This window comes from Streptomyces sp. NPDC006687 (assembly GCF_040636215.1).
GTDB lineage: Bacteria > Actinomycetota > Actinomycetes > Streptomycetales > Streptomycetaceae > Streptomyces.
In genome coordinates, this window is sequence record NZ_JBEYJJ010000028.1 from 24,690 (window position 1) to 38,604 (window position 13,915).

Sequence of the window (13,915 nt, forward strand, 5' to 3'; positions counted from 1 at the left end):
GTCACAAGTCACAGATCACGGGTCACATGCGGAAGATGCCGTAGCCGCGCTCGCCCAGCGGGGCGTTCGCGCACGCGGTCAGGGCCAGGCCCAGCACCTGCCGGGTCTCCAGGGGGTCGATGACCCCGTCGTCCCACAGCCGGGCGGTGGCGTAGTAGGCGTTGCCCTGCTCCTCGTACTGCGCGCGGACCGGGGCCTTGAAGGCTTCCTCGTCCTCGGCGGGCCACTCCTGGCCCGCGCCCTCGATCTGGTCGCGCTTGACCGTGGCCAGGACGGAGGCGGCCTGCTCGCCGCCCATGACGGAGATCTTGGCGTTGGGCCACATCCACAGGAAGCGCGGCGAGTACGCCCGCCCGCACATCGAGTAGTTGCCCGCCCCGTAGGAGCCGCCGACCACCACCGTCAGCTTCGGGACCCGGGCGCAGGCCACGGCCGTGACCATCTTCGCGCCGTGCTTGGCGATACCGCCGGCCTCGTAGTCGCGGCCGACCATGAAGCCGGAGATGTTCTGGAGGAACAGCAGCGGGATGCCGCGCTGGTCGCACAGCTCGATGAAGTGGGCGCCCTTCTGCGCGGACTCGGAGAAGAGGATGCCGTTGTTGGCGATGATGCCGACCGGGTGGCCGTGGATCCGGGCGAAGCCGGTGACCAGCGTCTGGCCGAACTCGGACTTGAACTCCTGGAAGCGGGAGCCGTCCACCACCCGGGCGATGATCTCGCGGGCGTCGTAGGGGGTACGGGAGTCGACGGGGACCGCGCCGTAGAGCCCGTACGGGTCCACCTTCGGCTCCTCGGCCGGCTCGACCGACCACGGCAGGGGCCCGCGCTCGGGCAGGGTCGCCACGATGTTGCGGACGATCCGCAGCGCGTGCGCGTCGTCCTCCGCGAGGTGGTCGGTGACGCCGGAGGTGCGCGAGTGCACCTCGCCGCCGCCGAGCTCCTCGGCCGTGACCACCTCGCCGGTGGCCGCCTTCACCAGCGGCGGGCCGCCGAGGAAGATCGTGCCCTGGCCGCGCACGATGACGGCCTCGTCGCTCATCGCCGGGACGTACGCCCCGCCCGCCGTGCAGGAGCCGAGGACGGCCGCGATCTGCGGGATGCCGGCGCCCGACATGCGGGCCTGGTTGTAGAAGATCCGGCCGAAGTGCTCCCGGTCGGGGAAGACCTCGTCCTGCATGGGCAGGAAGGCGCCGCCGGAGTCGACGAGGTACAGGCAGGGGAGCCGGTTCTCCAGCGCCACCTCCTGCGCCCGCAGGTGCTTCTTGACGGTCATCGGGTAGTACGTGCCGCCCTTGACGGTGGCGTCGTTGGCGACGATCACGCACTCGCGGCCGCTGACCCGGCCGATGCCCGCGATGACGCCCGCCGCCGGGGCCGCACCCCCGTACATCCCCTCGGCGGCCAGCGGGGCCAGCTCCAGGAAGGGGGATCCGGGGTCGAGGAGGGTGTCGACGCGGTCGCGCGGCAGGAGCTTGCCGCGCGCGGTGTGGCGGGCGCGGGCCTTCTCGCCGCCGCCGAGGCGGGCCGCGTCCAGCCGGGCGCGCAGCCCCTCGGCGAGCTCGCGGTGGGCGGCCTCATTGGTCCGCCAGGCCGCGGACGCCGGGTCCGCGGCGCTCGTCAGCACTGGTGCCTGCTGCATCGGTCGAGCTCCCTTGCTCGGTACCTGCTGTGTTAATGACCGTTAACGCGTATGGGTCACAGGTTAACGAGCGCTAACCGCCCTGTCTAGAATGGATTCCCATGAGCACCAGAGCTGCCACCCCGACCCGCCGCGAGCAGATCCTCCGTGAAGCCGCTCGTCTTTTCGCGGAGCGCGGCTTCCACGGCGTGGGCGTCGACGAGATAGGGGCCGCGGTCGGCATCAGCGGCCCGGGCCTGTACCGGCATTTCGCCGGCAAGGACGCGATGCTCGCCGAGCTGCTCGTCGGGATCAGCGAGCGCCTGCTGACGGGCGGCCGGCGCCGGGTGGAGGAGGCGGCGGGGGACCCGCGGGCGCTGCTGGCCTCCCTGGTCGAGGGCCATATCGACTTCGCGCTGGACGACCGGGCGCTGATCACCCTGCACGACCGGGAGCTCGACCGGCTGCGCGACGAGGACCGCAAGCTCGTACGGCAGCTCCAGCGCCAGTACGTCGAGCTGTGGGTGGCCGTCGTACGCGAGCTGCACCCCGATGTCGGGGAGGCGGAGGTGCGGGTCGCCGTGCACGCGGTGTTCGGCCTGCTGAACTCCACCCCGCACCTGGGAGCGCTGAGCCGCGAGGCGACGGAGTCGCTGCTGCGCAGGCTCGCGCACGGATCCTTCGGGGCGCTGTCGGGGTGAAGCGGGGCGACGGATCGAGGGCGGCTTGGTGGAACCGACGACTCCGGCCGGGCGGCGGCAGAATGGAGCCCATGCCGAAGCCGATAGAGCCGACTGAGCCCTCGACCGCCCCCAGCCGCGCGCAGCTGGTCGACCACCTGGTGCGGACCCGCATCGCCGGACCGGTGGCCACCCCGCGCGAGAACAACCTCTCCCACTACCGCAGGCTCGCCAACGGCGACCGGCACTACTGGTTCGGCCTGGAACTGGGCGACCGCTGGACGGACGAGCAGGACGTCCTGGCCGTGATGGCCGAGCGCGTCGGCGTCGCCGACGACCCGGCGCACCGGACCGGGCAGGACACCATCGACCCGGAGCTGACGGTCGCGGGCCTGGACCGGATGGCGGCCCGCCTGCGCAAGGCGGCCCTGGACCGGCAGAGCGTGCTGTTCGCCACCGGCCACCCGGGCGGCCTGCTGGACGTCCACCGCGCCACGGCCGAGGCGCTGCGCGCGGCGGGCTGCGAGATCGTGCGCATCCCGGCGGGGCTCTTCGCCGACGAGGGCTCGGTGTGGCAGTTCGCCGACGTGGCCGTCATGGAGCGGGGCGCGACCCTGTGGCACACCCACTCCCCGGCCCCGATGGCCGCGATCCTCGACGCCCTCGTGAACGACGGCCGCCCGCTGCCGGACCTGGTCGTCGCCGACCACGGCTGGGCGGGCTGCGCGGCGCAGCGGGGCCTGGACGCGGTGGGCTACGCCGACTCCAACGACCCCGCGCTGTTCCTCGCGGAGGCGGAGGGCACCCTCCAGGTGGCGGTCCCCCTGGACGACCACGTCCGCGACCCCCGCTTCTACGACCCGATGGTGGCGTACCTGCTCAGCGCGGCCGGCCTGCGCTAGCCCGGGCGCTCAGCCCAGCCAGGAGCCCATCTCGGTCTGGACGGCGGAGCCGTCGAGGTCGGCGAGCTTCATGCCCACGAAGCCGCGCGCCCAGTCGGAGGTCTGGACGCGGAAGGGCATCGTCTCGGCGGTCAGCGCCTCGATCACCGGCGCCGCCGCCTGCTCCGGGGTCTGCGCGGTGTCGCTGCCGAAGGACCGCATGGCGTGGTCGATGTAGCCCTGGAGCTGCGGGGCGTACGGGCCGGCCTGGGCGAGCAGGGCCGGGATGTCGAGCCCGACGTTGTTGACGAACTCGCTGGAGACGGCGCCCGGCTCCACGACGGACACCTGGACGCCCGCGGCGGCGGCGACCGGCGCGAGGGACTCCATGAAGCCCTCGACGGCGAACTTGGCGGCGCAGTAGGACTCGTTGAACGGCTGGCCGACCACGCCGCCGACGCTCGTCACGGTGATGACCCGGCCGCCGGAGGCGCGCAGGTGGGGGAGCGCGGCCCGGGTGAGCTCGACGACGCCGAAGAAGTTGACCTCCATCACCGACCGCACCTGCTCCATGCCGTGCTGCTCGATGGTGCCGACGAAGCCGGCGCCCGCGTTGTTCACGACGGCGTCGAGGTGCCCGTGTTCGGCGACGACCTCGCTCACGCAGGCGGCCACGGACTCGGCGTCGGTCACGTCCAGCCGCTTGACCTGGACGAGGTCGCTGACGCCGGCCTCGGCGGCGGCCTTGACCAGGGCGTCGGCGCGGCCGGTGTCGCGCATGGTGGCGACGGCGTGCCAGCCGGCCCGCGCCGCGGCGACCGCGGCGGCGAGGCCGATGCCGGAGGAGGTGCCGGTGATCAGGACGGTCCTGGGGGTGGTGGTGCCGGTCATGAGGGTCTCCCGAAGGCAGCGGTTAAGTGCGTGTGCACGCACACATTATCTTTCTGTGCGTGTGCACGCAACCGGGTACCCTGCCGGTATGGCGAAGAACAACCTCACCCTGGGCGGCCTGACCCCCCGCGACCACGCCTTCTACGGGCTCGTCTGGGCCGGCGCGACGCTCAGCGCCCGCGTTGACCAGGCCCTCACGCGCCGCCACGACCTCCCGCTGTCCTGGTTCGAGGTCATCCTGTGGCTTCAGGCGCAGCCGGAGCCCGTGGCCGCCTCCGAGCTGGGGGCGATGACCCTGCTCAGCCGCAGCCAGGTCTCGCGCGTCGCCGACTCCCTCCAGGCCCGCGGGCTCATCGAGCGGATACCCTCCCCGACCGACGCCCGCTCGGTGCGCATCGCCCTCACCGAAGCCGGCCGCCGCACCTACGCCGAGGCCGACGCCACCCGCCGCGAGGTCCTCGCGGAGGTCTTCGACTCCCTGCTGGACGACGAGGACATCGCCGCTCTGGGGGCGGTCTGGACGAAGCTGAAGTCCCGCCCGAAGCAGTAGCCGACGCCGAAGGCCCCCGGACGCCGGTCCGGGGGCCTTGGTGCATGGGAAGCGGAGCTCAGGCGCGCGGTACGCGGACCACGCCCTCCTGGATGACGGTGGCGGCCAGCCGGCCGTCCTGGGTCCAGATCCGGGCCTGGCCCAGACCGCGCCCGCCGTGCGAGGTCGGCGAGTCCTGGTCGTACAGCAGCCACTCGTCCGCCCGCAGCGGCCGGTGGAACCACATCGCGTGGTCCAGCGAGGCCCCCACGACGTCCCCCACCGCCCAGCCGCCGCGCCCGTGCGCGAGCAGCACCGAGTCCAGCAGGGTCATGTCCGAGACGTACGTGGCCAGGCAGGTGTGCAGCAGCGGGTCGGCGCTGTCCAGCTTGCCGGACGTGCGGAACCACACCTGCGAGCGCGGCTCCACCGGCTCCCCGATCGTCCCCCACGGCGGCGTCGTGGCGTACCGCAGGTCCACCGCGCCGCGCGCCTCCAGCAGCCGCTCCACCGTGCCCGGGTCCCGGAACAGGTGCCGGTAGGCGGGCAGGGCCTCGGCGGCCGTCGGCAGGGTCTCCGGGTCGGGCGCGTCGGGCATCGTGACCTGGTGGTCCAGCCCCTCCTCGTCCACCTGGAAGGAGGCCGACAGGTGGAAGATCGGCTGCCCGTGCTGCACGGCGACGACCCGACGCGTGGTGAAGGAACGCCCGTCGCGGATCCGGTCGACCGTGTAGACGATGGGCGCGCCCGGGTCGCCCGTGCGCAGGAAGTACGAGTGCAGCGAATGCGCCGTACGGTCCCCGGGCACGGTCCGCCCGGCCGCGACCAGCGCCTGGGCCGCGACCTGTCCGCCGAAGACGCGCGGGACCAGCGACGGGCGGCTGGTCCCGCGGAAGATGTCCTCCTCGATCTGCTCCAGGTCGAGCAGATCGAGGAGACCGCTGAGCGCTTCGTTCAAGGGGACTTACAGACCCATCGACTTGGCGATGATCGACTTCATGACCTCGCTGGTGCCGCCGTAGATGCGGTTCACGCGGTTGTCGGCGTACAGGCGGGCGATCGGGTACTCGTTCATGTAGCCGTAGCCGCCGTGCAGCTGGAGGCACTTGTCGATGACGCGGTGCGCCACCTCGGTGCAGAACAGCTTCGCGGACGCGGCCTCGGCCGCGGTCAGCTCACCGGCGTCCAGGGCCTCCAGGGCGCGGTCGGCGACGGCCTCGGCGGCGTCCACCTCGGCCTGGCAGGAGGCCAGCTCGAACTTGGTGTTCTGGAAGTGCGCGACGGGCTTGCCGAAGACGGTGCGCTCGGTCACGTACTGCTGGGCGAACCGGACGGCGGCCTTGGCCTGCGCGTACGCACCGAAGGCGATGCCCCAGCGCTCGGACGGCAGGTTGGCGCCGAGGTAGTAGAAGCCCTTGTTCTCCTCGCCGAGGAGGTCCTCGACCGGCACCTTCACGTCGACGAACGCCAGCTCGGCGGTGTCGGAGGTGCGCAGGCCGAGCTTGTCCAGCTTGCGGCCGATGGAGTAGCCCTCGGACTTGGTGTCCACGGCGAAGAGGGAGATGCCGAAGCGGCGGTCCTGCTCGCTGGGGGCGGAGGTGCGGGCGCAGACGATCACGCGGTCGGCGTGGACGCCGCCGGTGATGAAGGTCTTGGCGCCGTTGAGGACGTAGTGCGTACCGTCCTCGGAGAGCTTGGCGGTGGTCTTCATGCCCGCGACGTCGGAGCCGGTGCCCGGCTCGGTCATCGCCAGCGCCCACATCTCCTCACCGGAGACGAACTTCGGCAGGTAGCGCTTCTTCTGCTCGTCGGTGGCGAGCATCTTGATGTAGGGCAGGGCGAGCAGCACGTGCACGCCGGAGCCGCCGAAGTTGACGCCCGCGCGGGAGGTCTCCTCGTACAGGACGGCCTCGAACTTGTGGGTGTCCAGGCCCGCGCCGCCGAACTCCTCGGGGACGTTGATCCCGAAGATGCCCAGCTCACCGAGCTTGTAGTAGAACTCGCGCGGCGCCTGGCCGGCCTGGAACCACTCGTCGTAGACGGGGACGACCTCGGCCTCGATGAAGGCGCGGAGGGTCTCGCGGAACGCCTCGTGGTCCTCGTTGAACACCGTACGGCGCACGGCCGGCTCCCTTCGTCGCGGCGGTCCGCCGCTTATGTCTAAGCGCTTGCTCATAGCTAAGTTACCGGCGGGTTGTCGATCCTGTCCAGACGCGGCCGACCGCTGCTGAATCCTTTCGTGGAGCCGGTGCCTCTTATCCCCGTACCGGCGGACGTCGTCGGTACGGGACCTGACCCGGAGGTGGTCTTCGTGATGATCGGTATCGGCATCGCCGTCGGCGCGGTGCTGCTGTGCACCTGTGTGTTCGTGCTGAAGCGGGGGCGCGGTGCGCGTGGCTGAGACGGCGGCCTGGCCCGGCGAACGGCTGATCCTCGCCGCGCAGCGCGGTGACGTCGACTCCCTCACTGCCCTGGTGTCGGGCTCCCACCCGAACGTACGGCGCTTCGCCCGCTCCCTCTGCGCGACCCCGGAAGACGCCGAGGACGCGGCGCAGGAGGCGCTGATCATCCTGTACCGGAAGATCGGGATGCTGCGGGCCTCCGGCGCGCTGGCCTCGTGGATGTTCCGCATCGTCCGCAACGAGTGCCTGCGGCGCGCCCGGGCCGCCGTCCGCGACCGGGACCGGCCGCCGGTCGCCGCCACCGGGGTGGACTCGGCCGAGGACGAGGTGCTGCGCCGCCTGGAAGCGGGCCGGGTGGCGGCTGCGGTCGCGGCCCTGCCGGCGGACCAGCGGCGGGTGCTGGTCATGCGGGACATCCAGGGCCTCAGCGGGCGCATGGTCGCCGACGCGCTGGGCCTCAGCACGGCGGCGATGAAGTCCCGCCTCCACCGGGCCCGCGCGGCGGTCCGGCACGCACTCCTGACCCCGCTCGGACCTGGAGGAAACGATGCCCGTGACGAACACTGACGCCGGCCGCGACTTCGCGAGCGCCTCGCTGCCGCGGCACCTGGCGCGGGGTGTGCTCGGCTTCGGCTCGCTGGCGCTGGCCGTCGTACTCCTGCCGTACGCGTGGCCGGTCAGCCTGGCCCTGCTGCCGGCCGGCCTGCTCGCGCTGCGGGGCTGCCCGATGTGCTGGGCGGTCGGCCTGATGCAGACCCTGTCCCGGGGCCGCCTGCGCCGCTCGTGCGAGGACGGACGGTGCACGCTGACGCCGTCGCGGTGACGGGCCCTACCCGAGGGAGTTCACGAAGGAGACCCAGGCGGCTGCGGGGATCAGCAGGGCGGGCCCGGCGGGGTCCTTGGAGTCCCGGACGGGCACGACGGTGGGGTGTCCGTCCAGGACCTCGACGCAGCTGCCGGATTCGTTTCCGCTGTAGGACGATTTGCGCCAGAGGTCGCTCACCTCCAGGCAGCTGTCCGCGTTGCTGCCGCTGTACGAGGACTTGCGCCAGCTGGGCAGCGTGGACGCGTCGGGGAGGACATGCTCACTCATGGTGTCCGTATTCCTTTGCTGTTGCCCGCAGGAAGGCAATGGATTCCTGGCGGGGCAAGGCATCGCCTAGCGCAAGATCGTAGGCCGAGTGCAGGCGTTCGACAACGTGCGGACTGTCGTGCAATTTGGCTGAATAGATCGCCTCTGTGTAGCCCGCAGGCGGCTGGTCTGGGAACCGCATGAGGGTCAGCATGGCTTGCCCAAGTGGGTGAGCCCCTACGGAAAACGGAAGCAAATGCAGCCGAATGCGAAGTGACTCGGCAAGACGCACGATGTGCATCAACTGCTCGGCCATGACGTGCGGGCCGCCGATCGGGCGACGTAGCACCGCCTCGTCGAGCAGCGCCCACACTACGGGTGGTGCCGGCCGGGTGAGGATCTCTGCTCGTTCCAGTCGTGTGACGACAATCCGGTCACACTCTTCGTCTGTCCAGGGAGGGAACGCCGTGCTGAGCACAGCGCGCATATACGCCTCGGTCTGAAGGATTCCCGGCACGAACGAGATGGCGAACTCTCTGATCTCCGTCGCCTGCTTCTCCAACTGCCGAGCTGCTTCGAAGTAGTCGGCGACGACCACGTCTTCCTGAGGCAGGAAGCTGGCCAGTACATTGCCGGTCCCCAATGCCCGGTCCAGCCGCACCGCGTCCTCCAGGGACGGGATCCGGCGGCCCGCCTCGATGTGGGCGATGTGGGACCGCGTCATCAGGGCGTCGTCGGCCAGCTGTTGCTGCGTCAGGCCCGCCGACTTCCGTTGGTCCCTCAGCCAGTCGCCGTAGATGTTGCTCAAGGTCAACTCCCCTGTGACGGAGTCGAAGTCACGCTGCTTGCCCTGGCGAGCCTACTCCCGGCCATCTCACAGTGTGAGCGGATCGCTACACAACGAAAGGGTCGGACATGGGGCACGAACAGGCGCGGCTGCTGCCGTGGGTCACCGCGGACGGGAAGCCGTGCTTCCTCGCCACCGACGGGCACGGTTACCTCTCCCGCGTCGCGGACGACATGGAGCGGGTTCAGCTCGGCATGGCCGTCGAACTCCTGGCCCACGCCGACGACATGCTCACCGACTACAAGGCCACCGGCGCGCAGCTGCGCTACCTCGGCCGTCGCATGGCCGAGTCGTTGCGGGACGTGCATCGGATCGCCGTCAGCCGGGGGGCGCGGATGGCCGATCCGGTGCTGGAGTGAGCCACCGCAGGGCGAACCACAGCTCCATGCGGGTGTCCGCGTCGTCCAGGTCGGCGTCGTCCAGCAGGACCGCGCAACGGGCGATGCGCTGGCGGACCGTGTTCCGGTGGACGCCCAGCGCCGTGGCCGTGCGGTCCCAGCTGCCGTGGTGGGCCAGCCAGGCGCGCAGGGTCTCCCGGAGGGTGGGGGAGAGGGGTGCGAGGAGGGCCTCGGCGTGGGCGCGGGCTTCCGCCTCGCCGACCAGGCCCGTGACGCCGGGGTCGCTGTGGCGGGCCAGCGGGGTGCGGGACGCCTCGGCGCGGGAGAGGGCGCGCCGGGCCTGGGCCCCGGCGGCGGGCAGGGCGTCCGGCGCGGCCGGGGCGCTGACCCCGAGCCGCCACCCCGGCTGCGGTCCGGGCTCCCGGTCGGTGAGGAGGCGTACGCCGTCGCCCCGCGGGTCCAGCAGTACGGTGCCCAGCGCCGCCGCGAGGGCCTGGGGGTCCCCGCCGCCCCGGGCGTGGACGGCGTACCAGGGGCCCGGGGGGAGGGCGGCGGCCGGGTCACCGTCCAGCAGGAGGCGGGTCAGCGTGGCCGCCTCCGCGCCGGCCGGGCGGCCCGCCGTGAGCAGGGTCAGCAGGACGGCGCCCACCGAGGCGATGGTGTGGTCGCCGGGAGCCCGGCCGGGGGTGGCCAGCACCAGCACCTGTCCTCCACCGACCGCGTAGGCGGCCAGCTGGGTGCCGCCGAGGCTGTCGGTGGCGGTGGCCGCGCTCCCCGGGGCCACCCGCAGGGCCAGCGCCGCCAGCGCCGCCCTCACCTCCTCGCCCGGCTCCGTCCCGGCCGCGGCCCTGGCCGGGCGGAAGGCGGGGGTCGCGTCGTCCCCGGCGCCGCCCGCCCCGCCCACCGGGACGGCCCCCGGGCGTACCGGTTCCGGCCGGGCCCCGCCGGCAGCGGCGGGGCCGCCTACGCCCGCCGGACCCGTCCCGGCCCCCGGCGCCCCGGCCGTCGGGGGGCGGCCCGCCGATCCGGGCCCGGGTGCCGCTCCCGGACCCAGCAGCGCCGCCCAGCCCCCCAGGGCCGCGGCCAGCCGGGACAGGACCGCCGGGACGGGGTCCGGGCGGGCGGCGGCCGCCGCCAGGGACTGCTGGGCTTCGGTGACGCGGCGCAGCTCACGCGTACGGGCCTCCGCCATCAGCCGCCACACCGCGCGGGCGACCGCCGTGAAGGGAGTTCCGGGCGGGACCTCCACCAGCGGCAGCCCGTACTCCGCGCACGCCTCCGCCAGACCGGGCGGCACCACCTCGTGCACCGGGGTCACGCCGAAGCCGAGCGCGGCGGCCCCCGCGCGGGCGAGCCGGTCCACGTAGGCGGCGGCCCCGATCTCCGTCAGCGCGGCCCCGGCCGTCAGCAGCAGCTCGCCGCCCAGCAGGTACGGGGACGGGTCCGCCATCTCGGAGGCGTGCACCCCGTGCACCTCCGCCGCCACCGGCCCGGCGAGGTGCCGCAGCCCCAGCCCCCGCTCCCCGAGCAGGTCCGCCAGCCCCACGGGCGGCGTCATCGGCTCCCCGGCGGAGGCCGACGCCGCCGTCCGGGGACCGGTGCCGGGGTGCGAGGGGGTCGGCCGGTCGGCCATGGATGCTCCGTACATTGCAGGGTGGCCAGATGGATGAAACGTACCCTCCCCACCCCCGCGCGGCACGCTTACGCTCGAAGGACCGCACCCGCAGGACCAGCAGAAGGGCACCCCCCATGAGCACCGAGCAGACGCCGCGCGGCCCCGTCGACTCCTCCCGGATCCCGCGCTACGCCGGTCCGGCGACCTTCGCCCGGCTGCCCCGCCTGGACGAGGTCGGCTCCGCCGACGTCGCCGTCGTCGGCGTGCCCTTCGACTCCGGTGTCTCCTACCGCCCCGGCGCCCGCTTCGGCGGCAACGCCATCCGCGAGGCGTCCCGCCTGCTGCGCCCGTACAACCCGGCGCAGGACGCCTCCCCGTTCGCCCTCGCGCAGGTCGCCGACGCCGGCGACATCGCGGTGAACCCCTTCAACATCAACGAGGCCGTCGAGACGGTCGAGGCCGCCGCCGACGAGCTCCTCGGCAACGGCTCCCGCCTGATGACCCTCGGCGGCGACCACACCATCGCCCTGCCGCTCCTGCGCTCGGTCGCGAAGAAGCACGGCCCGGTCGCCCTGCTGCACTTCGACGCCCACCTGGACACCTGGGACACCTACTTCGGCGCCGAGTACACCCACGGCACCCCGTTCCGCCGCGCCGTCGAGGAGGGCATCCTCGACACGGAGGCCCTCTCCCACGTCGGTACCCGTGGTCCCCTGTACGGCAAGCAGGACCTGGACGACGACGCCAAGATGGGCTTCGGCATCGTCACCTCGGCCGACGTCTACCGCCGTGGCGCCGACGAGGTCGCCGACCAGCTGCGCCAGCGCATCGGCGACCGCCCGCTGTACATCTCCATCGACATCGACGTCCTGGACCCGGCGCACGCCCCCGGCACCGGTACGCCGGAGGCGGGCGGCATGACCTCCCGCGAGCTGCTGGAGATCATCCGCGGTCTGTCCTCCTGCAACCTCGTTTCCGCCGACGTGGTCGAGGTCGCCCCGGCGTACGATCACGCCGAGATCACCTCGGTCGCGGCCTCGCACACCGCGTACGAGCTCACCACGATCATGAGCCGCCAGATCGCCGCCGCGAAGGCGAAGTAACACCAGCCGCGACGGCCGGGACGGCGGCGCAGCGCACCGCACCGGCACGAAGGGCACACACGCACGTGACGCACGACCACGACCTGGTTCTCCGCCCCACCGAGGCCCAGACGGCCGCCGCCCTGGCCCCGCCGCCGGGCCGCACGGGCGGGGACCTGGTCGTGGAGACGCTGCGCGGCCTCGGCGCGACCACCGTCTTCGGTCTGCCGGGGCAGCACGCGCTGGCCCTCTTCGACGCCGTCGGCCGCTCCGACCTGCGCCTGGTCGGACTGCGGACGGAGAACAACGCGGGCTTCGCCGCCGACGCCTACGGCCGCCTCACCGGCGAGGCGGTCCCGCTGCTGCTGTCCACGGGCCCGGGGGCGCTCATGTCCCTGCCGGCGCTCGCGGAGGCGGCGGCCGCCTCCGCGCCCGTGGTCGCGATCTCCTCCCAGGTGCCCACCGCCGGCCTCGGCGGCGGCCGGCGCGGCCACCTGCACGAGCTGCGCGAGCAGTCCGCGTCCTTCCGGGACGTGGTGAAGTCCGTCCACACCGTCCGCACCCCCTCCCAGATCCCCTCGGCCGTCGCCGAGGCGTGGGAGTCGGCCCTCACCGCCCCGCACGGTCCCGTCTGGGTGGAGATCCCCGAGGACGTGCTCCGCGCGGAGACGGTGATTCCGCAGGTCACCGGCATGGACGCCGGCCCGCACGAGCTGGCCCCTCGCCCCGAGCTGACCGCGCTGGCCGCGCACTGGCTGTCCGGCGCCTCCCGCCCGGTGATCATCGCGGGCGGCGGGGTGATCCGCTCCGACGCGGCCGGCAAGCTCAAGCAGCTCGCGGAACGCCTGAACGCCCCCGTGGTCACCACCTTCGGCGGCAAGGGCGCCTTCCCCTGGAACCACCCGCTCTCCCTCCAGTCCTGGCTGGAGGACCGCCACATGACGGACTTCCTGGAGGACGCCGACGTCCTCCTCGTCGTCGGCTCGGGCCTGGGGGAACTCTCCTCGAACTACCACACGTTCTTCCCCACGGGCCGGGTCGTCCAGATCGAGGCCGACCTCGGCAAGCTGGAGTCCAACCACCCGGCGCTGGGCATCCACGCGGACGCCCGCCTGGCCCTCCAGGCCCTGCTGGAGACGGTCACGCCCCGCGAGGACGCCGGTGCCCCCGCCCGTGTCCGGGCGGTCCTGGCCGATATCGCCGCCCGCCTCGCCGCGCAGGACCTCACCCTCGAACAGGGGCTCCTGACCTCGATCAGGGCCGCCCTCCCGGCCCGCTCCCCGTCCTTCTGGGACATGACGATCCTGTCGTACTGGGCCTGGTCCGCCTTCGACGCCAAGCACCCCAACACCATGCACTCCGCCCAGGGCGCCGGCGGCCTCGGCTACGCCTTCCCGGCGGCCCTCGGCGCGGCCCTCGCGGAGCCGGGCACCCCGGTCCTGGCGGTCTCCGGCGACGGCGGCGCGATGTACTCCGTCTCCGAGCTCGCCACCGCGCGGCAGTACGACCTCGACGTCACCTGGCTCATCGTGGACGACGGCGGCTACGGCATCCTGCGCGAGTACATGACGGACGCCTTCGACGGCCGCACCACCGCCACCGACCTCACCCGCCCCGACTTCACCGCCCTGGCCCACTCCTTCGGCGTCCCGGCGGCCACCACCACCCCCGCCACCCTCCGCGAGGACCTCACCGAAGCCCTCACCACCCCCGGCCCCTCGGTCCTGGTCCTCCCGACCACCCTGCGGATGTTCGCCCCGACCCACCTCGGCTAAGCCGAGGCCCGCCCGGGGGAGACCGCGGCGAACACCGCAGCGCGGGGCCCGTCGACCTCATGGTGGCGGCCACCGCCGAGCTCTCCGGCCTGACCCTGCTCCACCACGACAAGGACTTCGACACCATCGCCCGCGTCACGGGCCAGCCGGCGGTCTGGGTGGGGCGCCCCGCGGCCACGGGTACC

The 13,915-nt window shown here is 73.0% G+C and carries 16 protein-coding genes and 1 pseudogene; 10 read left to right on the top strand and 7 right to left on the bottom strand.

The genetic code is table 11. The features are described from left to right. Positions 1-22: 22 nt before the first annotated feature. The gene (locus ABZ716_RS24220) at positions 23-1,639 is read right to left on the bottom strand and encodes a carboxyl transferase domain-containing protein (protein ID WP_358810076.1); all 1,617 of its coding nucleotides are present in this window, start codon (positions 1,637-1,639) and stop codon (positions 23-25) included. 101 nt (positions 1,640-1,740) lie between these two features. Here ABZ716_RS24220 and ABZ716_RS24225 point away from each other — a divergent pair, with 101 nt between their 5' ends. Together ABZ716_RS24225 and ABZ716_RS24230 are read left to right on the top strand one after the other, a co-directional pair. After that, on the top strand, positions 1,741-2,319 hold the full coding sequence (locus tag ABZ716_RS24225) for a TetR/AcrR family transcriptional regulator (RefSeq protein ID WP_358810075.1): 579 nt from the start codon (positions 1,741-1,743) through the stop codon (positions 2,317-2,319). A 62-nt stretch (positions 2,320-2,381) separates the two neighbouring features. Then, on the top strand, positions 2,382-3,200 hold the full coding sequence (locus ABZ716_RS24230) for a phosphatase (protein ID WP_358961656.1): 819 nt from the start codon (positions 2,382-2,384) through the stop codon (positions 3,198-3,200). Positions 3,201-3,209: 9 nt separating this feature from the next. Here the strand turns inward: ABZ716_RS24230 and ABZ716_RS24235 are convergent, their stop codons facing one another. Beyond that, positions 3,210-4,070, bottom strand: a complete 861-nt coding sequence (locus tag ABZ716_RS24235; RefSeq protein WP_358961659.1) for an SDR family oxidoreductase — start codon at positions 4,068-4,070, stop codon at positions 3,210-3,212. Between the two features lie 88 nt (positions 4,071-4,158). On the opposite strand from ABZ716_RS24235, the gene ABZ716_RS24240 reads away from it, so the two are divergent. Next, positions 4,159-4,620, top strand: coding sequence for a MarR family transcriptional regulator (locus tag ABZ716_RS24240; RefSeq protein WP_351885330.1), 462 nt, complete (start codon positions 4,159-4,161; stop codon positions 4,618-4,620). A gap of 58 nt (positions 4,621-4,678) precedes the next feature. Here the strand turns inward: ABZ716_RS24240 and ABZ716_RS24245 are convergent, their stop codons facing one another. Beyond that, positions 4,679-5,557 (bottom strand): acyl-CoA thioesterase II, encoded by an 879-nt coding sequence (locus ABZ716_RS24245; RefSeq protein ID WP_355970496.1) that lies wholly within the window; start codon positions 5,555-5,557, stop codon positions 4,679-4,681. A 6-nt stretch (positions 5,558-5,563) separates the two neighbouring features. Next, positions 5,564-6,721, bottom strand: coding sequence for an acyl-CoA dehydrogenase family protein (locus tag ABZ716_RS24250; protein WP_355970498.1), 1,158 nt, complete (start codon positions 6,719-6,721; stop codon positions 5,564-5,566). Between the two features lie 126 nt (positions 6,722-6,847). Here ABZ716_RS24250 and ABZ716_RS24255 point away from each other — a divergent pair, with 126 nt between their 5' ends. The 3 genes from ABZ716_RS24255 to ABZ716_RS24265 are packed head-to-tail and all read left to right on the top strand — an operon-like array spanning position 6,848 to position 7,824. Next, entirely contained in the window at positions 6,848-7,000 is a 153-nt protein-coding gene (locus tag ABZ716_RS24255; RefSeq protein WP_358810072.1) for a hypothetical protein, read from the top strand. After that, positions 6,993-7,568, top strand: a complete 576-nt coding sequence (locus tag ABZ716_RS24260; protein ID WP_358961661.1) for an RNA polymerase sigma factor — start codon at positions 6,993-6,995, stop codon at positions 7,566-7,568. Before ABZ716_RS24255 ends, ABZ716_RS24260 begins: the two co-directional genes overlap by 8 nt. After that, the gene (locus ABZ716_RS24265; protein WP_358961664.1) at positions 7,555-7,824 is read left to right on the top strand and encodes a hypothetical protein; all 270 of its coding nucleotides are present in this window, start codon (positions 7,555-7,557) and stop codon (positions 7,822-7,824) included. Before ABZ716_RS24260 ends, ABZ716_RS24265 begins: the two co-directional genes overlap by 14 nt. Positions 7,825-7,830: 6 nt before the next feature. On the opposite strand, the gene ABZ716_RS24270 is transcribed toward ABZ716_RS24265, so the two are convergent. After that, entirely contained in the window at positions 7,831-8,094 is a 264-nt protein-coding gene (locus ABZ716_RS24270; RefSeq protein ID WP_358961666.1) for a DUF397 domain-containing protein, read from the bottom strand. Continuing rightward, the gene (locus tag ABZ716_RS24275; protein ID WP_358961668.1) at positions 8,087-8,881 is read right to left on the bottom strand and encodes a helix-turn-helix transcriptional regulator; all 795 of its coding nucleotides are present in this window, start codon (positions 8,879-8,881) and stop codon (positions 8,087-8,089) included. Before ABZ716_RS24275 ends, ABZ716_RS24270 begins: the two co-directional genes overlap by 8 nt. 107 nt (positions 8,882-8,988) lie before the next feature. On the opposite strand from ABZ716_RS24275, the gene ABZ716_RS24280 reads away from it, so the two are divergent. Continuing rightward, positions 8,989-9,279 (top strand): hypothetical protein, encoded by a 291-nt coding sequence (locus ABZ716_RS24280; RefSeq protein ID WP_358961671.1) that lies wholly within the window; start codon positions 8,989-8,991, stop codon positions 9,277-9,279. On the opposite strand, the gene ABZ716_RS24285 is transcribed toward ABZ716_RS24280, so the two are convergent. Further along, complete coding sequence (locus ABZ716_RS24285) at positions 9,239-10,816, bottom strand: PucR family transcriptional regulator ligand-binding domain-containing protein (RefSeq protein ID WP_358961675.1); 1,578 nt, start codon at positions 10,814-10,816, stop codon at positions 9,239-9,241. The genes ABZ716_RS24280 and ABZ716_RS24285 overlap by 41 nt on opposite strands. Positions 10,817-11,007: 191 nt before the next feature. On the opposite strand from ABZ716_RS24285, the gene speB reads away from it, so the two are divergent. The 3 genes and pseudogenes from speB to ABZ716_RS24300 all read left to right on the top strand — a co-directional run. Then, complete coding sequence (gene speB, locus ABZ716_RS24290) at positions 11,008-11,976, top strand: agmatinase (RefSeq protein WP_351885360.1); 969 nt, start codon at positions 11,008-11,010, stop codon at positions 11,974-11,976. A gap of 65 nt (positions 11,977-12,041) precedes the next feature. Further along, positions 12,042-13,730, top strand: coding sequence for a thiamine pyrophosphate-binding protein (locus tag ABZ716_RS24295; RefSeq protein ID WP_358961673.1), 1,689 nt, complete (start codon positions 12,042-12,044; stop codon positions 13,728-13,730). 23 nt (positions 13,731-13,753) lie between these two features. Then, positions 13,754-13,915, top strand: a pseudogene (locus ABZ716_RS24300) (PIN domain-containing protein); the annotation flags it as partial.

What these genes read in the sequence shown, in the direction of transcription:
- ABZ716_RS24225 (WP_358810075.1), top strand. Translation starts at nt 1,741, where the DNA reads ATGAGCACCAGAGCTGCCACCCCGACCCGCCGCGAGCAGATCCTCCGT.
- ABZ716_RS24220 (WP_358810076.1), bottom strand. Translation starts at nt 1,639, where the DNA reads ATGCAGCAGGCACCAGTGCTGACGAGCGCCGCGGACCCGGCGTCCGCG.
- ABZ716_RS24270 (WP_358961666.1), bottom strand. Translation starts at nt 8,094, where the DNA reads ATGAGTGAGCATGTCCTCCCCGACGCGTCCACGCTGCCCAGCTGGCGC.
- ABZ716_RS24235 (WP_358961659.1), bottom strand. Translation starts at nt 4,070, where the DNA reads ATGACCGGCACCACCACCCCCAGGACCGTCCTGATCACCGGCACCTCC.
- ABZ716_RS24230 (WP_358961656.1), top strand. Translation starts at nt 2,382, where the DNA reads ATGGAGCCCATGCCGAAGCCGATAGAGCCGACTGAGCCCTCGACCGCC.
- ABZ716_RS24240 (WP_351885330.1), top strand. Translation starts at nt 4,159, where the DNA reads ATGGCGAAGAACAACCTCACCCTGGGCGGCCTGACCCCCCGCGACCAC.
- ABZ716_RS24285 (WP_358961675.1), bottom strand. Translation starts at nt 10,816, where the DNA reads ATGACGCCGCCCGTGGGGCTGGCGGACCTGCTCGGGGAGCGGGGGCTG.
- ABZ716_RS24280 (WP_358961671.1), top strand. Translation starts at nt 8,989, where the DNA reads ATGGGGCACGAACAGGCGCGGCTGCTGCCGTGGGTCACCGCGGACGGG.
- speB (WP_351885360.1), top strand. Translation starts at nt 11,008, where the DNA reads ATGAGCACCGAGCAGACGCCGCGCGGCCCCGTCGACTCCTCCCGGATC.